We start from the raw sequence: 21,714 nt of genomic DNA on the forward strand, positions 1-21,714 counted from the left end.
GCGGCGCAGGCCGCCCTTTTTTATTTATTCCTGCGGCTCCTGCGGCGCCGGGATAGTCAGCGTGGCGTTCAGCAGGCCGCGCGACTTATTAAAGATTTTGTTGCTGGTTTCCCGTCCGGCGCGGCGCGCACGCTGCTCTTCCGGCGGCAGCGCCGCCTCTTCCATACAGAGCGGGCTACAGCAGTGCTGGTATTTTTCCGCGCAGGCGGGGCACTGAATAAACAGCAGATGGCAGCCGTCGTTAACGCAGTTAACGTGCGTATCGCAGGGCGCGCCGCACTGATGGCAGTGGGCGATCACATCGTCTGAAATACGTTCGCCCATGCGCTCGTCAAACACAAAGTTTTTGCCTTTGAAACGCACCGGCAGCCCCTGCTCACGCGCGCGGCGCGCATATTCAATAATGCCGCCTTCCACATGATAAACCTGCTCAAAGCCGTTGTGCCGCATCCAGGCGCTCGCTTTTTCACAGCGAATGCCGCCGGTACAGTACATAACGATTTTTTTTTCTTTGCGATCCTGCAGCATATCTACTGCCATCGGCAGCTGCTCGCGGAAAGTGTCGGCCGGAATTTCCATCGCCCGCTCAAAGTGCCCCACTTCATATTCATAGTGGTTGCGCATATCCACAAACACCGCGTCGGGATCGTCCAGCATGGCGTTCACCTCAGCCGCTTTCAGATAGGCGCCGACCTGGCCGGCATCAAAGCTTGCATCGTCGATGCCGTCGGCCACGATGCGATCGCGTACCTTCAGGCGCAGCACCCAGAAGGATTTGCCGTCATCATCCAGCGCAATGTTCATCCGCAGGTTATTCAGCGCCGGATGAAAGCCGTACAGCCGCTCCTGCAGGCGCGGATAGCGGCTGGCCGGCACGCTAATCTGCGCGTTGATGCCTTCACGGGCGACATAGATGCGTCCGAACACCTGTAGCTCGGTCAACGCCAGATAGAGAGCGTCACGAAACGCCTGCGGATCGTCAATAGTGAAATATTTATAGAAAGAAACGGTAGTGCGCGGCTCGGTTTCCGCCAGCATACGCGCCTTCAGCTCTTTATTGGATACCTGGTTATGTAACACTGGCATGGTGTTCGTTCCCATTAGTAAGCGATTTTTCAGGCGCGCATCATACCGTATTTAACAGTAAAGCAAAGCTTTGCAGCATTTTTTCTACATTTGACGCGCCGACGCTACCGCACATACTGACAATTGACCACGTTGATAAACACGTTGAGCATGATCACTTTATTAGCGCACTTACTATCACCAAGGTGATAACAGATGGAGACAACAATGAGCCAGCTATTTACGCCGCTGCAGTTGGGCAACCTGTCCCTCAGCAACCGCATTATTATTGCGCCAATGTGCCAGTACTCGGCGGAACAGGGTAAAGCCACGCCGTGGCACCGCATTCATTTAGGCCATCTCTCCCTCTCCGGCGCCGGCCTGTTAATTATCGAAGCAACCGCGGTAGAGCCAGCCGGACGCATTACGCCGCAGGATCTCGGACTGTGGAATGACGAAACCGAGCAGGCGCTGGCGCAGACGATTGCCGATGTGAAGCGCTACGCCACCATGCCGTTGGGGATTCAGCTGGGTCACGCCGGACGCAAAGCCTCTACCGATGTGCCCTGGCGCGGCGGCGGTTTTTTAACTCCGCAGCAGGGCGGCTGGCAAACGTCCGCCCCCTCCGCCCTGCCCTACAGCGATAAAGACGGTAAGCCGCTGGCGCTGAGCAAAGCGCGCATTGAAGAGATCAAACAGGCCTTTATCGACAGCGCCATACGCGCCGATCGTCTCGGCTTTGAGCTGGTGGAAATTCATGCCGCGCACGGCTACCTGCTGCACCAGTTCCTGTCGCCGCTCTCTAACCAGCGTGACGACGAATATGGCGGCTCGCTGGAAAACCGGATGCGTCTGGTGATGGAAATCTATCATGAGGTGCGCCGCGTCTTCCCGCGCGACAAGGCGGTGGGAGTGCGCATTTCCGCCTCAGACTGGGTAGAAGGCGGCTGGGATGAGGCGCAGTCCATCGCGCTGAGCAAGGCGCTGGAAGAGGCCGGCTGCGACTATATTCACGTCTCCAGCGGCGGCCTTTCGCCGCAGCAGCAGATCAACGTCGGCCCCAATTACCAGGTGCCCTTCGCCGCCGGTATAAAAGAAGCGGTAACCGCCATGCCGGTTATCGCCGTGGGCCTGATTACCGAACCACAGCAGGCGGAATCGATCCTGACCAGCGGCCAGGCCGACGCCATCGCCCTGGCGCGCGCCATGCTCTACGATCCGCGCTGGCCGTGGCACGCCGCTGCCGCGCTGGGCGAAAAAGTACAGGCGCCGCCGCAGTACTGGCGCTGTGAACCGCATGAAGTTAAAGGTTTGTTTAACGTTTAGGCGATAAATTGTTCGCCGGCAGCGCATCTTCTGCGCTACTGAACTGTTGGGCTGATGTCATTATTTCAGCCCTTATTAAAAAAATGGCACAATATGCCCCTTAAATTTGGACACTGCGGCAAATCCATTTGCCTGCCGCAACGAATAACTGGAAGAACATGACTCATCTGCCTCAATTTTCCCGCAGCCTGCTGCACCCGCGTTACTGGCTACTCTGGCTGGGTATCGGTCTGCTTTACCTGATCGTTTTGCTGCCCTACCCGCTGCTTTACCGCCTTGGCTGCGGGCTGGGACGCCTCTCTATGCGCTTTATGCGCCGCCGCGTCGCTATCGCCCAGCGTAACCTGGAACTCTGTTTTCCTGAGATGCCCACCGCCGAACGAGACGCGCTGGTGAAGCGCAATTTCGAGTCGGTCGGCATGGGGCTGCTGGAAACCGGTATCGCCTGGTTCTGGCCCGACTGGCGCATAGAAAAATGGTTCGCCAGTATCGGTGATGAGCACATCAAACGCGCGCTGCAGGAGAAAAAAGGCATTTTGCTGATCGGGATACATTTTTTGACGCTGGAGCTGGGCGCCCGCTATTTCGGCATGCTGAATCCCGGCATCGGCGTCTATCGCCCTAACGATAATCCGCTGATCGACTGGCTGCAAACCTGGGGACGCATGCGTTCGAATAAAAGCATGCTCGATCGTAAGGATCTTAAAGGCATGATCCGCGCGCTGAAAAGCGGCGAAATCATCTGGTACGCGCCCGATCACGATTACGGCCCGAAAAGCAGCGTCTTCGTTCCGCTGTTCGCCGTGCCGGATGCCGCCACCACCAAGGGCAGCTATTTGCTGATCCGCAGCGCCGGCCCGTCGGTTATTCCCTTTGTGCCGCGCCGCTTACCGCACGGTAAGGGCTACGAACTGGTGGTGTTGCCGCCCGTGCAGGGTATCCCCATTGACAGCGAAGAGGCGACCGCCAGCGCGATTAATCAGGTTATCGAGGAGGCGATCCTGATGGCGCCGGAGCAATATATGTGGCTGCACCGCCGCTTTAAAACGCGTCCGCAGGGCGCCGCTAAGCTCTACTAATCCCCTCTTAGCCCTTCCGTTTCCCGCCGAAGCGGAAGGGCCGCCTCTCCCCCTTTCCCGCTACAGTTTTTTTAACGCCGGGGCTATACGCGGCAAATCTTCGTCTATTCTTTCCAGAAACCATTCCCCCAGGAGAGTAAGGAGAGACCAATGAGCATGTTCAGCACACTGGAAGAAGCTATCGATAACGCCCGTGAAGAGTTTCTGGCGGACAACCCGCATCTGGATGATGACGAGGCGTCGGTAGGACAGTTTAACCTGCAAAAATATGTCATGCAGGATGGGGAAATTATGTGGCAGGCGGAGTTCCTCGCCGACGAAAGCGATGATGGCGAGCTGTTGCCGTTGCGCACCGGTGAAGCCGCGCAGGCGATTTTTGACGGCGATTTTGACGAGGTTGAGCTGCGTCAGGAGTGGATGCCGGAAAATACGCTGCACGAGTGGGATGAAGGCGAGTTCCAGCTGGAAGCGCCGCTGGATACCGAAGAGGGCCAGGCGGTGGCGCAGGAGTGGGAAGACAGCGGCAGCAATAACGAATCGGATCGCTGGTAAGCGCGCTACTCGTATGGCCCGTGGCGGGCGTCAACCGGCAGCAGCAGCGTATCCAGCAGCGCCGACAGCGGCACGTCGATAATGGTGATAACGCGCCACGGCGTGTCGCGTACTCCCCACTGCACGCCGGGATAGTATTGATTGCCATGCCCCTGCCCCGGCACCGTGCGGCTGATAATGCTGCCGCAGCCGGACAACAGTAAGCTTGCCAACAGCAGTAAAGCGCCCGTTCCCTTTTTCATTGTTTTCTCCCGACCACGGCTGTCAGCAGCAGATAGCGGATAAACGCCCGGAATTAAAGCGGCCCGCAGGCCGCTTCACTTACTGTTTTGCCGGCGCTAACGCCAGCGGATTTAGCGGTAGCGTGCGATAGTCATCCAGCCACTCGTGATACTTCTCCGCATCCTTCCACAAGCGATAGTGCAGGCGCGCCAGCATGACCGGATCGCTAAGCAGCGTCAGACGTTCCTCACGGCTCAGCTTCGCCGGCGCATCGCTGAGCGCATGCTCAACCCGCCGATCGCGCGCGTGATCCAGCAAGTCGCTCTGCAGGTGGCGCGAGGTTGCCAGCGCGGTTGCCAGCGCGTTAAACGATGGATGGAACAGCGCATGCATAAAGCCATGCTGCAGCGCGCGCGCGCGGTTCAGCTGCAGGTAGGCGTCGGTATCCTGTAGCTCCTGCGGCGGCGCATACTCCTCCGGGATCAGGAACAGCTTCGCCCGCCGCGCCGCCAGCCCGTTGCCTGCCCGGCTGGAGATCACCGAAACAAACGGCGACAGGATCAGCGAAAAGACAATCGGCGACAGCCACCAGAGGAAGTTGAGATCGAGCCAGCCCATGCCTGCTGCCCAAACCAGGCCCAGCAGCATCTGCGAACCGTGGCGGCGGAACGCCTCGCTCCACGGCGTGGCGTCGTCGTCGCGCTGCGGCGAGTTCCACACCACTTCCCAGCCGAGGAAGGCGCTGACGACAAACACCGTATGGAACAGCATACGCACCGGCGCCAGCAGCACCGAGAAGAGCATCTCCAGCAGCATCGACGCCAGCAGACGCAGCGCGCCGCCGTAGCCTTTCGCCCCTTTACACCAGATCAATACCACGCTCAGCAGCTTCGGCAGGAACAGCAGCACCAGCGTGGTAGAGAACAACGCTATCGCCAGCTCAGGACGCCACTGCGGCCATACCGGAAACAGCTGGCGCGGCTGCAGGAAGTATTGCGGCTCCATCAGGGTATGCACAATTTGTAACGCCGTAGAGAGCGCGAGGAACATAAACCACAGCGGCGCGGAGAGATAGGACATCACGCCGGTCAGGAACACCGCGCGGTGCACCGGATGCATTCCTTTCACCAGGAACAGACGGAAGTTCATCAGGTTGCCGTGGCACCAGCGGCGGTCGCGCTTCAGCTCGTCCAGCAGGTTCGGCGGCAGCTCCTCATAAGAACCAGGCAGATCGTAAGCAATCCACACGCCCCAGCCCGCACGCCGCATCAGCGCCGCCTCCACGAAGTCATGGGAGAGGATCGATCCGGCAAACGAACCTTCGCCCGGCAGCGGCGCCAGCGCGCAGTGCTCAATAAAGGGCTGCACGCGAATAATGGCGTTGTGGCCCCAGTAGTGCGACTCGCCCAGCTGCCAGAAGTGCAGACCGGCGGTAAACAACGGCCCATAAACGCGGGTAGCGAACTGCTGGCAGCGCGCGTAAAGCGTATCCATGCCGGACGCCTTTGGCGACGACTGGATAATACCGGCGTTGGGGTTCGCCTCCATCATGCGCACCAGACCGGTGAGACATTCGCCGCTCATTACGCTGTCGGCATCCAGCACCACCATATAGCTGTACTGACTGCCCCAGCGACGACAAAAGTCATCGATGTTGCCGCTTTTACGCTTCACGCGACGACGACGACGGCGATAGAAAATCTTGCCGGCGCCGCCCACGTCGCGCACCAGCTCCATCCACGCCTTCTGCTCCGCCATGGCGATATCGGCGTCGTAGCTGTCGCTGAGAATATAGACATCGAAATGCTGGCTCTCGCCGCTGCGTACCACCGATTCCCAGGTGGCGCGCAGGCCGGCGAAAACGCGTTCCACATCCTCGTTGCAGATCGGCATAATCAGCGCGGTGCGGTGCGTGGGATCGATCGGTTCGTCGCCGCGCAGCGTATAAGAGATGCTGTATTTGTCACGCCCGATTAGCAATTGCAGGAAGCCCATCAGCGCGGTCCAGAAACCGGCGGAAACCCAGCAGAACAGAATGGCGAACAGGAACAGAATGCCGGTTTGCAGCACATAGGGCAGCAGCTGCAGCAGCGACTGCTGCCAGTCCTGATTCAGCATATCCATTGGATCGATCAGCGCCCAGCCCTGGTAAGGCAGAATGGTTTTCATATACCAGGTGGCGATAACCGTCTGGAACAGCGTTAAAATCAGCAGGATATAGCGGCGAATCGAGCCGACGTGACGCCATTTATCTTCCTGACGTTGCTCTTCCGCCGTGGCATAGCGCGGCGTCGATTTCTTGCCGCGCAGCGCATCCCAGGCGCGCGCCAGCGGGTTAGTGCGCCAGGCCTCCGGGAACATCAGCGAGCGCTTTACCGGCGGCATCGCCTTTAGCGTGGTGCGGCCGAGATAGTCCTGACCAAACTGGTTTCCGCCGTCCAGCGAATCGGGCCAGCTCATCTCAAGACGTGATTTAACCGAGGTGAGCGGCGCATCGTCGGGACGCGCCTCAGCCGGGCCGCCCTGGCCCAGCTGCTGATGAAGTTGACTGTAGGTTTCTTCGCCCGTCGGCAGAGTGGCGGAGAGCGCCGCCCGACGCTCAGGCGTCAGCGGCAGCGTGTCGATATAGTCGGCTGGAGTAAGCATTGATTTATTCATTGGCAGGCAACTGATAGCTCCATGTTTCCGTCAGCGCTTTATCACCGTTAACCAGTGCGGCGCGCATTTCGGTCGGCTGCTTATTGTCTTTTACGCGGATGCGCAGCATCAGGCGCCAGCCTTTACTGACCGGGTTATAACGCACGCTCTGCTCCACGATCTCACCGTTATCGCCGATGCTGACCTGCGGCGCGACCGGCGTATTATCCGCCAGCTTGCTCATCTGCTGGCCGACAAAATCAATCACAAAGGCGATAGTGCCGTCCGGCTGACGCACCAGGTTCGACTGTTTGACGTCGCCGGTGGAACGCAGCGTACTTTTCACCCATGCGGTTTCCGGCGAGTGCAGCTGGTCCTCATTGCGGGTAAAGCGCAGACGATATTTAAAGTTCATCTCCTTGCCCGGCTCCGGCAGATGCTCCGGCGTCCAGAAGGCGACGATATTGTCGTTGGTTTCATCCGCCGTCGGGATCTCTACCAGCTCGACGCGCCCTTTGCCCCAGTCGCCCTGCGGCTCAATCCAGCCGCTCGGACGCAGATCGTAACGATCGTCGAGATCCTGATACTGATTAAATTCGCGCCCGCGCTGCAGCAGCCCGAAGCCTTTCGGACTTTCCACGGTAAAGGTGCTGACCGCCAGATGTTTCGGGTTATTCAGCGGACGCCAGATCCACTCGCCGTTGCCGGCATGAATCGACAGACCGTTGGAATCATGCAGCGCGGGACGATAGTTCACCAGCGGAGAAGGCTGATTCGCCCCATACAGATACATGCTGGTCAGCGGCGCTACGCCCAGCTTGCCAACCTTATCGCGCAGATAAATTTTGGCCTGCACGTCGACATTAGTGTCCTTACCCGGACGCAGTACGAAGCGGTAGGCGCCGGTAGCGCGCGGCGAGTCAAGCAACGCATAGATCACCAGCTGCTTATCCTGCGGCTTCGGCCGCTCTACCCAAAACTCGCGAAAGCGCGGAAACTCTTCGCCGGAAGGCAGCGCGGTATCGATCGCCAGGCCGCGCGAGGAGAGACCATACACCTGGCCGCCGCCGATAACGCGGAAATAGCTGGCGCCGAGGAAGCTGGTAATTTCATCATTTTTATCTTTGGCATTAAGCGGATAAAGGATCTTAAACCCGGCAAAGCCCAGATTTTTGATCGCCTCCGGATCGTGCTGTACCTTGCCAAAATTAAAATAGTCCGGGCTGTATTTGATTTCGCGTACTGAATTCGCCGTTACCTCATTAAGTTTTACCGGCGTATCGAAATACATGCCCTGATGATAAAACTCCAGCTTGAAAGGCGTCTTCAGTTTGTTCCACCAGGCTTTATCATGATTAAACTGAATTTGCTGATAGTCAGCATATTTCATATCACGAAACTGAGAGGGCAAATTGCTCTTCGGCGCGTCAAAACTTTTTCCCGCTAATGATTTCGCCTCTTTTGCCACGTCGTCGATGCTAAAAGCCCAACCGTTGTTGGCATACAAGGCCAGCAGAACCGCAGCACCCACCCAGTGCAGTTTTTTCAGTTCCGTTTTATTTTTGTTAGTAATCAGCACATCCCCCCCTTTCGTGTGCTTAAATCAATCCCATTCATATTAATGGATTATTCCGTTTTCCGACAGCATGCCAGCGTTTTTGTTCCTTTTTTCGCGGCGCTCAGGGCGTTAACCTGCGTTGATCGTCTGTTACAGAATCGGCTGATATTATATGGATCCCTGCTCCGGTAAAGTAAAGCATTTGCTTTTGTCAGGTTCGGAGTGAACCGGTATATAAAACGTACTAAAACTGGATAACTATGCGTACAAAATCTCAGCAGCGTGAATATTTTTTTGACTCCATCCGCGCCTGCCTGATGCTCCTCGGCGTTCCTTTTCACGTCTCTCTTATTTATTCCAGCCACCAGTGGTCCGTTAACAGCCTTGAGCCGTCGCTGTGGCTTACGGTATTTAACGATTTTATTCACGCCTTTCGCATGCAGGTGTTTTTCGTTATCTCCGGCTACTTCTCTTACATGCTCTATCTGCGCTATGCGCCGGACGAATGGTGGAAGGTGCGCGTTGAACGCGTCGGCATCCCGATGCTGAGCGCTATCCCGCTGATTACGCTGCCGCAGTTTTTTATGCTCAGGGCGTGGACGGGAAAGGTGACGGGTTGGGAACATTTTACCCTGTATGAAAAGTACAATACTCTGGTGTGGGAGCTGATTTCCCATCTGTGGTTCCTGCTGGTGCTGGTGATATTGACGACGCTCGGCCTCTGGCTGTTTCGGCGCCTGCGCCTTGCCGCCGAAAATGCGTCGACGCCCGGCTGGGGCGTATTAACCCTGGCGCTGCTGTTTTACGGCCTGTGCTGGGGCGCCGTGCGCCGCCTGATCTTTCTGTTTCAGCCTGCCCTGCTGAGCGATGGACTGTTCAACTTTAGCGTAATGCAGACGCTGTTCTATCTGCCCTTTTTTTATCTTGGCGCGCTGGCCTGGCGCAATCCGGCGCTGAAGGCGCTGTTTGTACGCTTCAACCCCTGGACGCTGCCGGGCGCGGCGCTGGCCTTTCTGGCCTACATCGCCAACCAGCGCTACAGCAGCGGCGAAGGCTGGCTGTATGAGCTTGATGCGCTCATCTCCATGCTGATGGGCCTGTGGATGGTAAATCTGGTCTTCGCCTTCGGGCATCGTTTCCTTAACGCTCATTCGCCGCGGATTAGCTGGCTGGTAAACGCTTCGCTATTTATCTATCTGGTGCATCATCCGTTGACGCTGCTGTACGGCATCGTTATCACGCCGCACATTCACAATAGCGCGCTCGGCTTCGCCGCCGGGCTGGCGTTTGTGTTCGGCATCGCATTTATACTTTATGAGATTCACCTGCGCGTTCCGCTGCTACGCTTCCTGTTTTCCGGTAAAAAGCGCGCCTGAACCATGAACGGGCAAGGAAGCCTGTTACAGTAACCACTCTACCGGTAAGCGCCAGACCAGCCGCACCAGCAAGCGCTGCCAGATATGGGTGTTCGGTTCATGCTTATGGACAATTTCTCTCGCCTCGCCTTCATATTCCACCCAGTTGACGCGCCCCCATTTATCCAGGCGCAGCGCCCAGGCGCGCTCGCGCATCTCTTCAACAAAACGCTGGTGGATGTCGCCTGCCAACACTTCGCTTTCAATCAGCAGCCCCATCTCGGTATTCAGCACCGCCGAGCGCGGATCGAAATTAAAAGAGCCGATAAATACCTTCTGGTTATCAACGCTAAAGGTTTTCGCATGCAGGCTGGAACCGGAATTGCCGGTCAGGCCGCGATCGTGCGGTTTTTCCTCGCGGCTGCTCTGCGGCTTCAGCTCATAAAGGCGGATGCCGTGGCGCAGCAGCTTTTTGCGCCATTTGGCGTAGCCGGCGTGCACCACGGAAACATCGTTCGCCGCCAGCGAATTGGTCAGGATGGCGATATCAACGCCGTGGCGCACCAACCCCAGCAGCTGCGCCACGCCGGCGCGCGTCGGCACAAAGTAGGCGGAGATGATATCGAACTGGCGCTGCGGACGGCCGATAACCTCCAGCATACGCTGCGGCAGCAGCGTAGCGCGTCGCGCCTTGCCCAGCCCTTTACGCGGATCGTCGCTGAGCAGGCGCGCCGGCGCCCAGATCATCTCCAGCTCGCCGCTGTCGAGCTGGGACATATAGCCGCAGGACTGAACGCGCTGCATATAACGTGCTACCTGTTCGCTGTCGCGCCACGCTTCCGGCAGGCTTACCGCCCTGCGCGAGGCATCGGTCGCGTTATCAACCACCGACTCAAAGGGTTTTACCGCCGCGCTGTGCCAGTAGCGCTCAAAATCTTCCGCAACCTCCGTCACTACCGGCCCGATGGCCATTACATCGAGATCGGAAAACAGCGGCTGCTTGCCGGCGCCGAAATATTCATCGCCGATATTACGTCCGCCGACGATGGTTACCATATCATCGACGGTGATGCTTTTATTATGCATGCGCCGGTTAAGGCGGGCGAAATCGCTGAGATAGCCCAGCGCGCGCAGCGTGCGAAACGAGAAGGGATTAAACAGCCGGATGGCGATCTGCGGATGGCGATTCAGCTCGCTCAGGGTTTCATCCAGCCCCATGGTATTATTATCATCCAGCAGCAACCGCACCTGAACGCCGCGATCGGCCGCCTCCAGCAGCGCGCTGAACAGCAGCCGCCCTGACATATCGTTTTGCCAGATATAATACTGAATATCGATGCGATCCTCCGCCATCGCCAGCAGCAGATAGCGCGCGGCGAAAGCGTCCAGCCCGTCGCTTAGCGGATGAAGGCCGCTGTGACGCGGATGTTGAGCGACGCGGGGCGCGACCGCCCTGGCAAGACGAGTCCGGTTGGCGGCTGGCGTAAGATTATCCTGCGGGTAAAGCGCTTCAGCCATGGGTTTTCCTTTTCTTATTAGCCTGAGAAATATTATTCATCCTGCTTTCCCAGAGTGTTATCCGACAGTTCTGATTGCTGCTGATACAGGCGATACATTTGCTGATCAAAGCAGACCAGCCAGACCTGCTGCGGATAATCGTGCTGCTGAAAAAACGCCGCAATGGTGCGCAGCGCGATCGCCGCCGCTTCGGCTTTAGGATAGCCGTAAATACCGGTAGAGATCGCCGGAAAGGCGACGGTAGCGAAGCGATGCTCTGCCGCCAGCCGCAGACTGTTGCGCCAGGCGCTGGCCAGCAGCTCCGCTTCGCCCTGCTCTCCGCCGCGCCAGACCGGGCCAACGGTGTGGATCACCGCGCGCGCCGGCAGGTTGCCCGCGCCGGTCACTACCGCTTCGCCGGTGGCGCAGCCGCCCTGGCTTGCCGCCAGGCGACGACATTCGGCTAACAGCGCCGGGCCGGCGGCGCGATGAATGGCGCCATCCACGCCGCCGCCGCCCAGCAGGCTGCTGTTTGCCGCGTTGACGATGGCATCTACCTGCAGGCGGGTAATATCGCCGTGCATAATACGTAACCGCTGCTGCATCTGCTCCTCCTTCTAAACCGTGCAGTGAAAACCGGGTCAGGGTTGTCATTTAGTCTAGACTTAGCGAAACGTTGCGCGCCTGCCTTTTTCACAGGAGAAGAACCTGATGTCGACCTCATCTGTCTCTGCAACGGCAAAACGCCACTCTCCTTCGCTGTTCAGGAGCTTCTTTCAGGGCAGCTTCGCCTGCTCGACCGCCTGCCGCAGCGGAGGCAAACGCCTTGATATGATTATCAGCAGCGGACATGACATGCTGGCGCAGAAAGACTACGCCGCGCTGGCGGAGCATCAGCTGCTGACCGCCCGCGACGGCGCGCGCTGGTATCTGATTGAGAAAAAGCCGGGCGAATACGACTGGTCCTCTTTCCTGCCGATGGTGCACGCGGCCAATCAGCACGGCATCCAGATTATCTGGGAGCTGGCCCACTTCGGCTATCCTGCCCATCTTGATATCTGGTCGCCCGATTTTATCAGCGCCTTCGCCCGCTTTGCGAAAGCGATGGCGGAAGTGATGCGCAACGAAGGCGTTGAGCAGCCTTTCTTTACGCCGGTCAACCAGATATCGTTCTGGTCATGGGCGGGCGCCGAGGTCGCCTGGCTTAATCCGCACGCCAGCGGGCGCGGGCAGGCATTGAAAAAGCAGCTGACGCGCGCCAGCCTGGCGGCCATCGCGGCGATTCGCGAAGTCTATCCGCAGGCGCGCTTTGTCCTGACCGATCCGCTGGTGCATGTCGCCCCCGCTGACGATAGCGCATCGGCGCGGGCGGAAGCGCATCGGCAGCATCAGGCGCAGTTTGCCGCCTGGGATATGCTGTGCGGCAGAACGTGCCCGGAACTGGGCGGAAGCGCGGAGATGCTGGATATTATCGGGCTTAACTACTATCCCGATAATCAGTGGCTGAGCAATGGGGCGCCGTTAACCGCCACGCAGCCCGCCTGGCGCCCGCTGCATCTGCTGCTGGAGGAGGTCTGGCAGCGCTATCAGCGCCCAATGCTGCTGGCGGAAACCGGCGCGGAAGGCGATGCGCGCGCCAGCTGGCTGAATGTGGTGGTTGATGAGGTTCAGCTGGCGCTGGAGCGCGGCGTGGGCATGGAGGGCGTTTCTCTCTACCCTGTGGTGGAATATCCGGCCTGGGCGGACGATCGGCGTTCGCCAGGCCCGCTGTTCAGCCTGCCCGATCCCAATGGCAATCGCAAAATCTATGAACCGCTGGCGTTAGCGCTGCGTAGTCAGCAGATTAAATTCAGGCATCAAACTCAGGGGCGAACAGGCGGCGAGGAGGATGGCGCGGATTTAAGATAGCAGGATTGTACGTCCGGCGTTACCTGCGTGGCGCGCCGGATATCGTTCATCCAGGCCACGGCGCCCAGAAACACCACGGTAATCAGGCAGGCGGTCAGCAGCCCAACCAGCGCAATAAGCTTATCATCCCTGTTCTCCATCACTGATCTCCCTATTAGCTACCGGATTTCACGCCAGCAACAGGTACTATGAAACGCATAGCGTTACCAGCAGGACAAATATTATAAGCGCAAAAGACGTTACTGCAAACACCGCAACGGCAAACTGTGCATCGCCTAACGGCGGCAAGGGATCATTTTCAGAACGTTCCGACGGCATAGTCCAGCTCCTCTTCTCATTATCTCAGGCGAAACGGGTCGTCGCCCGCCGCCAGAGCGCTATGCGCTGCCTCGCTGGCGTTACGGCTGCCAGCCGCCGCCCAGCGCCCGGTAAAGATCGATCTGCGCCCGCAGCAGATTATTTTTCAGCTGTACTACATTCAGCTGCGCGCTGAACAGCGTACGTTGCGCATCCAGCTCATCCAGATAGGAGGCATAGCCGTTCTGATAACGGTTACGCGCGATGCGCAGCGTATCGGCGGCGATCTCCTGCTGCTTTTCCACTTCCGCCAGCTGCGCCTGAGTTTGCTGAATGGCATCCAGCGCGTCATTAACTTCGCTGAAGGCGTTGCGCACTACTTTTTCATAGTTATAGAGCGCCTGATTGCGCGTCGCCATGGAAACATCCACCTGCGCCGTCAGCGCCTCGCGGTTCAGCAGCGGCGCCAGCACGCTGCCGCCCACGCTCCACAGGCGGAAAGGATTGTCCAGCAGCTGATGCAGCACCGAGGTTTTCAGCGTGCCGGAGGCGGTGAGGTTAAGCGAAGGCAGCAGCTGCGCCTGCGATGAAGCCAGCGAGCGATCGGCAGCCAGCAGCTGACGCTGGGCCTGCGCAATATCCGGCCTTCGCTGCAGCAGCGCCGAAGGCAGCAGCGCGGGCAGCCGCTGCGGCATGACCTGGGTGAAGCGCGACTGGCGCGCAATATGGCGCGGGTTCATGCCGACCAGAATGCTGAGCGCGTTCTCCTGCTGGGCGATCTGATGCTTCAGCTGCGGGATCTGCGCTTTCGCCGTCTGATATTCCGCTGCCGCCTGCATCCACTCCAGACGCGAGGTGTATCCCGCCTCGAACTGGCGGCGGGCCAGATTCAGCGAGTTTTCACGCGTCGCCAGCGTCGCCTCGGTAACGCGCAGCTGCTCGTCCAGCGCCAGCAGCGACATATAGCCGGACGCCACCGAGGTAGCGATCGTCAGCTCCTCCGCCGCCGCCGCCGCCTGCTGCGCCGCCAGGCTGGCGCGCGCCGCCTCGATGCTGCTGCTGCGCGCTCCCCACAGGTCTACCTGGTAGTTGGCCTGCAGCAGCCCCTGATAAACGTCGCCGTCGTGCGGCGCGCCGGTTGCCGCCGAGAGCGTGCGGGCGCGGGTTACGCCGATCCCTGCATCCAGCGTGGGAAAGTTATCGCCTGCGGCGGCGCGCAGCTGCGCCCGATATTGATCGACGCGCGAACGGGCGATAAGAATATCCGGGTTATGGCGCAGCGCCTGCTCCACCAGCCGGTTAAGATCGGCATCGGCAAAGGCGCGCCACCAGTTAGCCTCCGGCGCGGCGGACGGCCCTACTTTCTGCCGCCACTGCTGCGGTATCGGCAGCGAGGATGGCGCCTTCTCAACCTGGGTGGCGCAGCCGCTCAGCAGAGGGAGCAGCAGCGCCAGCGCAGGTAAGCTCGCTCTCCTCATGGCTGCGGCTCCTGAGGCTGGGCGGCGGTATCGATACTGACCTGCACCGACATCCCAGGGCGCAGGCGCGCCTGTTCGTCGCCGTTAATTTTAATACGCACCGGAATGCGCTGCGCGATCTTCACAAAGTTGCCGGTGGCGTTATCCGGAGAAATAGCGCTGAACTCCGAGCCGGCCGCCGGCGAGATATATTCCACCACGCCGTGGAAGATGGCGCCGTCAAGCGCATCCACGCTGAAGGTCACCGGCAGACCGGGCCGCACGTTGGCCAGCTGCGTCTCTTTCATATTGGCGATAACCCATTTTTGCCCCGGCACCAGCGAGGTCAGACGCGTCCCGGCAGAAACATAAGCGCCGCGGCGAACTGAAATCTGCCCCAGCTGCCCCTCTTCCGGCGCGATGATTTGGGTATTATCGAGATCGATCTGCGCCAGCCGCAGCGCGGCCTCGGCATTAGCGACATCCGCCTCCAGCGCAGCGCGGTTGACAATCACCGTTTGCAGATCCTGTCGCGAAACATCCAGCGTCGCCTTCGCCTGCTGGACGGCAGCAACCGCCTGGCTGTTAGCGGCGCGCGCGGCGTCGCGTTCGCGTATCGAGAGCGAGCCGTCCGACACCAGGTTTTCCACCCGCTTCAGATCCAGACCGCTTTTCACCGCCTGCGCCTGCGCATTGTCAATGGCCGCCTGATTACGCACGATAACCGCCTCGGCGCTGCGGCGCTGCTGCTGGTTGTTGGCTAACGCCGCTTTCTTCATCGCCAGCTGCGCCTGCGCCTGCTGCACGCGCTGCCGGTAGATACGGTCGTCAATGGTCATCAACACCTCGCCCTTATGCACCGGCTGTAAATCCTGCACGTTAACCGCGGTGATATAGCCGCTGACCTGCGGGCTGATAAAGGTGATCTGCCCGCGCACGTAGGCGTTTTCCGTGCTTTGCACCGTACTGGTAAAGGGCCAGAGCTGCCACGCGTACAGGATGATCAGCACGCCGACGATAACAATCCCACTGCCGACGGCGACGGAGAGAATGCGAAGCTTATTATTGCGCTCGCGCTCGGCGGCGATGATTTCTTCCTGCTGACTCATTGTTTCTCCCTGCTGTCAGAAGTTGCCGGAATCGGGTTTGCCGCAGCCGCTTCACGCTGCTGCTGGCGTCGGGTAAGGATGCGCAGACGCGTCAGACGATAAAGCACCCAGATCAGCGTGCAGCCTGCCATACCTGCGGTCAGTAAATAGGTATCGTTCCACGCCAGCACGTTGGCCTGCAGCGTAGCGACGTTTTGCAGCTGGGCCACCGCCTGGGCGTTCAGCAGGCTGGCATCGCTCAGCTGGCTGTTAAACAGCGCGCCGTACTGGCTTAGGCGCTCGGTAACGTTAGGATCGAGCAGCGAGAGCCGATCGCCCAGCAGGCTGGAGTGATACTTTTCGCGCCACACCTGAAACGTGCCCAGCATTGCCGAGCCGATCAGCCCGCCGAGGTTCTGACTCATGCCGAACAGCACGACGAAGCTCACCAGGTTTTTCGGCTGGGTCACCACGCTGCCGATGCCCCGCAGCATGGCCGGCGCCATAAAGAAGGCGCTGCTGAAGCCGAGCAGAAACTGGCTAAGATACATATTGTGCGGACGGGTCAGCGGATTGGCATGCGCATCCATCAGCGAAGCGATCATCATCACCAGCAGCGAAGTGACAATCGGCCAGCTAAAGTGCGCAGGCTTCAGGGTCAGCGCGCTGGTAACGATCCCCAGCACCACGCCGCAGACAATCGCCAGCGCCAGGCCCTGCAGCTGATCGTTAATCAATCCCACCTGCTGCAAAAAACCGATGGCGCCGGTATTCTGCTCCGCCAGCACCACGCGCATCATAATCATCACGATGCCCAGCCGTACAATCGCCCCGCTGCTCAGCCAGCGGGTGTTGATCAGCGGATTTTTACGGTTATGCTCCACCACTATCGCGCTGACGATCAGCAGCAGCGCCAGCGCCAGGCAGATGCCGAGCCAGGGCGTGTTAAACCACCACTCAATGCGCCCCAGCGACAGCACGCCGCACAGTAACGCCATTCCGGGCGCCATCAGCATGAAGGTGACAAAATCCATTTTCTCAAACACCTTACTGCGATCGCTCGGCGGCAGCTTCAGCATAAATACGCAGCCCAGCGCCACTACCGCCAGCCCCAGCTCAAACAGGTAGAGGCCGCGCCACTCATCCAGCTGCAGCAGCTCCGATGAGAACAGCCGCGCCAGCGGAATAGCCAGCTGCGATCCGCTGATGCCGATCGCCAGCGCCTTCAGGCGGTGCTTCGCCGGCCACGCCTGCACCTGATAATAGATGCCGAGCGAACTTAACGCGGCCGCCACCATGCCGTGTGCGGTGCGTACAATAATCGCCGAGCTGAGATCGTTGACGAACAGGTGAAAAAAGGCCACCAGCACATACAGCAGCAGGAAGGCTTCGGTAAAAACCCGCAGGCCGAACTGCTGACGAAACTTCACCAGCAGCAGGTTTATCGAAATATTGCCCATCACATATACCGCCGGCAGCCAGGCGATCTCATTGCTGTAGGCGGCAAACGTGCCCTGCAGGTTGGTGAGATTGGCGGTGACCAGCGCGTTGCTGAGCGCGCCGGTCAGGGTAATCAGCAGGCCAATCAGGCCGAAGGCGATGCGCTTATGCGTTGGATGAATCGGCGTTGAGGGCGAACCAGGCAATACCGGCTTTTCATGCGGCTGCCACTGGCGCGGGGCGTAAGGATTGTTTTTTGCCACCTCAGAGCGTCCCTGTTTTATCCAACAGCTGCTGCAGCACCCGCTGCGCAACGGCCAGTTCATCGCCATCAATATCCGCCAGCAGCCTGCTCCGTAAACCATCGACTTCGATACTGACTTTGCTGAACAGCGCATTGCCCTGGCTGGTGACCAGCAGCAGGCGCTTGCGGCGATCCTGTTCCGGCTGTGAGCGTTTAACCAGCCGCTGCGCCACCAGCCGATCCACCAGCGGCACTACGCTGGCTTCCTCCAGGCCCAGCACCTGCGCCAGCGCTCTTTGCGTCATGGGTTCGCTGGTGCTGGCCAGCGTGGCGACAGCCAGCCAGCTGTTCATGCTGAGGCCGCTCTCTTTTAGCTGGCGATCGATCGCCAGCCGCCAGGCGTGGGCGGTAAGCTGCAGCAGGCGGGAGAAACGCTGTTGAGAATCCAAAATGTTGCTACCTAATGATTAGACTTCAATGTAAACAACCGTGGTTAATTATAGGCTTCAGGAAAAGTAATTGTGAAGAAAGCGGATGGCCGATTATGGTGCAAAAAGTGGCATTAACTCTGCTATCTGCCGCTCGCCCGCTTCGATTGCGTCACCCGCATACGCTCCCTGCCTTTTTTCAACCTGACCCGCCGCTTAAGAATATTGTCAAACCGGTGCCTTTGGCAGCAGCGCTGCGTCACCTTTGCGGCCAAACGTTGCAAGTGAAACGTTTTCTCTGACTTATTGTATAACTTCGGGATAATTAAATTCATAACTAATTATTTGATAGTTAACGAATAGCACAAATTGTATAAGCTTTCTTTGTACAGCTTTAACATTTTTGTATAACTTTAGCGCTGAGCTGGCTAACGGCTCTGTAACGAATGATGCATTTGCGTCGCCTCTGAAGGTGTTTAACCCGGATTTCCACCTTCAGAGGTTTTTTTTCGCCTGCAGGATGCGTTGCATCCGGTTTCAGCATCATGGCGCTACCCGTGACAACACACTAAACCCCGGTGATAGCAACCGGCTCCGATTGGATATGATAAGCCTTAACGCGCCGCAGGCTGCGTTAGAGAGGACTGACATGCAGATGATGACACCGCAAACTGACAAGGAAATGGCCGATTACTTTAACGCGCAGGATAACTCCGCCGTCAGTGAGATGGAGATGCTGGGCACCGTAGTCGCGGAAGTGCTGCAAATGGGACGCCCCGTCACTAACAAGGCGATAATCGCCAGGCTTCTTCAGCGTCTGGAACGGGAAAGCGACGTGGTGATGCTGGATATTTATCGTCACGTGCTGGAGCTGGTGGTGCATAAAACCGAAGATGACATTCTCAGCTAATCCGACGGCGCGGTAATTCTCCTGCAAAGTTGCAGGCGGCGGTTCGCCCAACGCGGAAGCCGGCGTTATCGGGCTGCGCTGGCCAGGGCGTCCGGTTATCGGACGCCTTCTGCGGCTGGTGCTGGCAGGAAATTAACGCTAACATAACGGCCTTGCCCCGAACGGCAATTTTACCCTTTCAGAATAACGATGCGCCCCGCCGTATCAGATACCACGACAATAAGAGCCTGCAATATTATGACCACCTCTTCTGAGGCGCATGCTGCAAAGCACGCCGACAGCGAGCTGACCGTTGCCCGCGTACTGCGCTCGCCGAAATTACTGACGCGCGAGTGCCTTGCCGGCGTCATCACCGCGCTGGCGTTAATTCCTGAAGTTATCTCTTTTTCCGTTATTGCGGGCGTTGACCCAAAAGTCAGCCTGATCGCATCGGTAGTACTGGCGCTGACGCTTTCCCTGCTGGGAGGGCGGCCGGCAATGGTGACCGCAGCGGCGGGATCGGTGGCGCTGGTGATCGGGCCGATGGTACGCGCTCACGGCGTTGAGTATATTATGCCCGCCGTTCTGCTCGGCGGCGCGGTGCAGATTCTGTTCGGGCTGGCCGGGCTGGCGCGCATGATGCGCTATATTCCCCGCTCGGTTATGCTCGGCTTCGTCAATGCGCTGGGCGTGCTGATTTTCTTTGCCCAGGTGCCGCACGTCTGGGGAGAGACGCTGCCGGTCTGGCTGCTGTTCATTTTGACGCTGGCGATTGTACTGCTGTTGCCGCGCCTGCTAAACAGCGTGCCCGCGCCGCTGGTGGCGATCGTTACCGTCACCGCCATCGCTATTTTCTGCGGCCTGCCGGTGCCTGACGTCGGCGATGCAGGCCCGATGCTGGCGGGCCTGCCGGGTCTGAACCAGCTGGCAGTACCGCTTAACCTGGCGACCCTGCAGATTATCTGGCCAACGGCGATAAGCATCGCTCTGGTCGGGCTGATGGAATCGCTGTTAACGGCGAAGCTGGTAGACGATCTGACCGATACGCCCTCCAGCAAGCGGCGTGAATGCTGGGGCCTCGGCGCAGGCAACATCCTCGCCGCCTTTTACGGCGGTATCGCCGGTTGCGCTATGATCGGACAAACCATGGTCAACGTTGAGCTGGGCAAAGCGCGCACCCGTGTCTCTACTCTGGCCGCCGCGCTGGTGCTGCTGCTGCTGGTTACCGGCCTCAGCGCGCTGATGGCGCGGATTCCGATGGTAGTGCTGGCGGGTATTATGATGATTGTCGCCGTAAAAACCGTTAACTGGCACAGCCTGCGCCCCGCCACGCTGAAGCGTATTCCGTTTTCAGAAACGGTAACCATGGGCTTGACGGTGGCGGCAACGGTCTGGACCGGCAACCTGGCCATTGGCGTGGTCGGCGGCGTCCTGTTCGCTATTCTGCTTTTCGCACGCCGCGTGGCGCATGTTATTCATGCCGAACGCCAGCTCAGCGCAGATGGCGCATCGGTGCGTTATGTGGTGCGCGGGCCGCTGTTTTTCGGCAGCAGCAACGATCTTTTCGAACATTTCGACTACGCGCACGATCCGCAAGATGTCACCATCGATTTAACGCACGCGCAGATCTGGGATGCCTCCAGCGTGGCGGCGCTGGACGCCATTGAGAACCGCTACCAGCGTTACCAGGCGCAGGTAAAGATCGTCGGGCTGGATACGCGCAGCAGCGATTTTCATCGCCGGCTGAGCGGTACGCTCTAGATAGCTGCGGGCCGCCGCCTACTGACGGCCCGATCTTTTTAGCTGCGACAGATAGCGCGCCTTACAAAGATAGCCCAGCGCCAGCAGGCTTAACGATACGCCGATAATGGATAAGAACGCCATGCCGGTAAAGCGATACAGCCAAATCCCCCCGATGCCGCCAAGCAGAAAAGCCACCAGCGTTGAGCCATGCAGCAGCAGCCGCTGCAGGTAAACGGGCGCATACTCCGGCGACTCTCTGCGTCGTAAAATATCCAGCAGCATCGCCATTTCAATCCCGATATCAGTCGAGGTGCCGGAGACATGGGTGGTGCGCACGCGGGCGTTTGATATCCGTGTAACAACGGCATTCTGCAGCCCCATCAGGAAGCTCAGGCTGAGGATCATTAAGGCGCCGGAGGAAAATTGCGCAAAGCGCGTTTCCGCCCATCCCAGCAGCGACAGCAACAGGCCTTCCAGCAGGATATTGACTGCATAAACGGAGCGGATACCGTGTCGGCGGCCATGATTAATCAACAGCGTGGAAAAGGTTGAGCCGATAATAAACAGGCACACGATCTGTAGAAAAAAGAAGGCGACCGGCAGTTCGCTGCGCGCCAGCCGATCGGATAAAGAAGAGACGTTGCCGGTCATGTTGGCGGAAAAAAAACCAACCGCTTCAAACGCTGCGGTATTTAACGCGCCCGCGACCAGCGCAAGCGTAGCGGCCAGGCGACTATCGGTAACGAAGGTTCTGGCCTCATCCTGACAAATTAACATGGTGAGTTACGGCTGAGAGTTAGGTTATTACTTGCCGGCGCGGCAGACCTACGCCGGTGATGTACGTATCGTCTGTTTTCTCGCCTCGCGGCAGACGGTTCCCAACGGGCGGCGAGAGATTAAGATGGAGAAGGCGCTATTATGCGCTTTTT

Annotated in this window: 19 protein-coding genes; 7 read left to right on the plus strand and 12 right to left on the minus strand. The window is 58.8% G+C overall.

Features of this window, described 5'->3' with window-relative positions; all coding sequences use genetic code 11:
• Positions 1-24 precede the first annotated feature (24 nt).
• Complete coding sequence (gene trhO, locus FKM52_RS01790; RefSeq protein WP_141174482.1) at positions 25-1,086, minus strand: oxygen-dependent tRNA uridine(34) hydroxylase TrhO; 1,062 nt, start codon at positions 1,084-1,086, stop codon at positions 25-27.
• Between the two features lie 207 nt (positions 1,087-1,293).
• On the opposite strand from trhO, the gene FKM52_RS01795 reads away from it, so the two are divergent.
• The 3 genes from FKM52_RS01795 to FKM52_RS01805 all read left to right on the plus strand — a co-directional run bounded on the left by FKM52_RS01795 (position 1,294) and on the right by FKM52_RS01805 (position 4,022).
• Positions 1,294-2,391 (plus strand): NADH:flavin oxidoreductase/NADH oxidase, encoded by a 1,098-nt coding sequence (locus FKM52_RS01795; protein ID WP_141174483.1) that lies wholly within the window; start codon positions 1,294-1,296, stop codon positions 2,389-2,391.
• A 158-nt stretch (positions 2,392-2,549) separates the two neighbouring features.
• Positions 2,550-3,470, plus strand: coding sequence for a Kdo(2)-lipid IV(A) acyltransferase (locus tag FKM52_RS01800; RefSeq protein ID WP_141174484.1), 921 nt, complete (start codon positions 2,550-2,552; stop codon positions 3,468-3,470).
• A 150-nt stretch (positions 3,471-3,620) separates the two neighbouring features.
• Entirely contained in the window at positions 3,621-4,022 is a 402-nt protein-coding gene (locus FKM52_RS01805) for a MysB family protein (RefSeq protein WP_141174485.1), read from the plus strand.
• A 5-nt stretch (positions 4,023-4,027) separates the two neighbouring features.
• Here FKM52_RS01805 and FKM52_RS01810 read toward each other — a convergent pair whose 3' ends face one another.
• The 3 genes from FKM52_RS01810 to FKM52_RS01820 all read right to left on the minus strand — a co-directional run bounded on the left by FKM52_RS01810 (position 4,028) and on the right by FKM52_RS01820 (position 8,454).
• Complete coding sequence (locus FKM52_RS01810) at positions 4,028-4,264, minus strand: YceK/YidQ family lipoprotein (RefSeq protein WP_141174486.1); 237 nt, start codon at positions 4,262-4,264, stop codon at positions 4,028-4,030.
• Between the two features lie 79 nt (positions 4,265-4,343).
• Positions 4,344-6,902: a glucans biosynthesis glucosyltransferase MdoH gene (gene mdoH / locus FKM52_RS01815; protein ID WP_141174487.1), complete on the minus strand. Its 2,559-nt coding sequence runs from the start codon at positions 6,900-6,902 to the stop codon at positions 4,344-4,346.
• Positions 6,895-8,454 carry a glucan biosynthesis protein G gene (locus FKM52_RS01820; protein WP_377091469.1) on the minus strand — a complete coding sequence of 520 codons (1,560 nt, stop codon included), beginning with the start codon at positions 8,452-8,454 and terminating at the stop codon, positions 6,895-6,897. Before FKM52_RS01820 ends, mdoH begins: the two co-directional genes overlap by 8 nt.
• Before the next feature lie 245 nt (positions 8,455-8,699).
• Here FKM52_RS01820 and mdoC point away from each other — a divergent pair, with 245 nt between their 5' ends.
• Positions 8,700-9,815, plus strand: a complete 1,116-nt coding sequence (gene mdoC, locus FKM52_RS01825; RefSeq protein ID WP_141174488.1) for a glucans biosynthesis protein MdoC — start codon at positions 8,700-8,702, stop codon at positions 9,813-9,815.
• 24 nt (positions 9,816-9,839) lie between these two features.
• On the opposite strand, the gene FKM52_RS01830 is transcribed toward mdoC, so the two are convergent.
• Positions 9,840-11,312: a phospholipase D family protein gene (locus tag FKM52_RS01830; RefSeq protein WP_141174489.1), complete on the minus strand. Its 1,473-nt coding sequence runs from the start codon at positions 11,310-11,312 to the stop codon at positions 9,840-9,842.
• Positions 11,313-11,344: 32 nt separating this feature from the next.
• Positions 11,345-11,896 (minus strand): O-acetyl-ADP-ribose deacetylase, encoded by a 552-nt coding sequence (locus FKM52_RS01835; protein ID WP_141174490.1) that lies wholly within the window; start codon positions 11,894-11,896, stop codon positions 11,345-11,347.
• Between the two features lie 106 nt (positions 11,897-12,002).
• Here FKM52_RS01835 and FKM52_RS01840 point away from each other — a divergent pair, with 106 nt between their 5' ends.
• Positions 12,003-13,199 carry a glycoside hydrolase family 1 protein gene (locus FKM52_RS01840; RefSeq protein WP_141174491.1) on the plus strand — a complete coding sequence of 399 codons (1,197 nt, stop codon included), beginning with the start codon at positions 12,003-12,005 and terminating at the stop codon, positions 13,197-13,199.
• On the opposite strand, the gene FKM52_RS01845 is transcribed toward FKM52_RS01840, so the two are convergent.
• From FKM52_RS01845 to FKM52_RS01865, 5 genes are all read right to left on the minus strand, one after another.
• On the minus strand, positions 13,154-13,339 hold the full coding sequence (locus FKM52_RS01845) for a hypothetical protein (protein ID WP_141174492.1): 186 nt from the start codon (positions 13,337-13,339) through the stop codon (positions 13,154-13,156). The genes FKM52_RS01840 and FKM52_RS01845 overlap by 46 nt on opposite strands.
• Before the next feature lie 258 nt (positions 13,340-13,597).
• A complete protein-coding gene (locus tag FKM52_RS01850; protein WP_141174493.1) occupies positions 13,598-14,974 on the minus strand; it encodes an efflux transporter outer membrane subunit in 1,377 nt (458 codons plus the stop codon).
• Positions 14,971-16,062 carry an HlyD family secretion protein gene (locus FKM52_RS01855; RefSeq protein WP_141174494.1) on the minus strand — a complete coding sequence of 364 codons (1,092 nt, stop codon included), beginning with the start codon at positions 16,060-16,062 and terminating at the stop codon, positions 14,971-14,973. The genes FKM52_RS01850 and FKM52_RS01855 overlap by 4 nt, the downstream gene beginning before the upstream one ends.
• Positions 16,059-17,744: an MFS transporter gene (locus FKM52_RS01860; RefSeq protein WP_141174495.1), complete on the minus strand. Its 1,686-nt coding sequence runs from the start codon at positions 17,742-17,744 to the stop codon at positions 16,059-16,061. The genes FKM52_RS01855 and FKM52_RS01860 overlap by 4 nt, the downstream gene beginning before the upstream one ends.
• A 1-nt stretch (position 17,745) precedes the next feature.
• A complete protein-coding gene (locus FKM52_RS01865; protein ID WP_377091467.1) occupies positions 17,746-18,177 on the minus strand; it encodes a MarR family winged helix-turn-helix transcriptional regulator in 432 nt (143 codons plus the stop codon).
• Positions 18,178-18,808: 631 nt separating this feature from the next.
• On the opposite strand from FKM52_RS01865, the gene FKM52_RS01870 reads away from it, so the two are divergent.
• Together FKM52_RS01870 and FKM52_RS01875 are read left to right on the plus strand one after the other, a co-directional pair.
• Complete coding sequence (locus FKM52_RS01870) at positions 18,809-19,063, plus strand: biofilm/acid-resistance regulator YmgB/AriR (RefSeq protein WP_246085483.1); 255 nt, start codon at positions 18,809-18,811, stop codon at positions 19,061-19,063.
• Between the two features lie 237 nt (positions 19,064-19,300).
• A complete protein-coding gene (locus tag FKM52_RS01875; RefSeq protein WP_141174498.1) occupies positions 19,301-20,803 on the plus strand; it encodes a SulP family inorganic anion transporter in 1,503 nt (500 codons plus the stop codon).
• An 18-nt stretch (positions 20,804-20,821) separates the two neighbouring features.
• Here FKM52_RS01875 and FKM52_RS01880 read toward each other — a convergent pair whose 3' ends face one another.
• Positions 20,822-21,562, minus strand: a complete 741-nt coding sequence (locus FKM52_RS01880; protein WP_141174499.1) for a YoaK family protein — start codon at positions 21,560-21,562, stop codon at positions 20,822-20,824.
• Positions 21,563-21,714: the final 152 nt, after the last annotated feature.

Origin of the sequence: Mixta tenebrionis (genome assembly GCF_006517625.1) — a bacterium.
Classification (GTDB): Bacteria; Pseudomonadota; Gammaproteobacteria; order Enterobacterales; family Enterobacteriaceae; genus Mixta; species Mixta tenebrionis.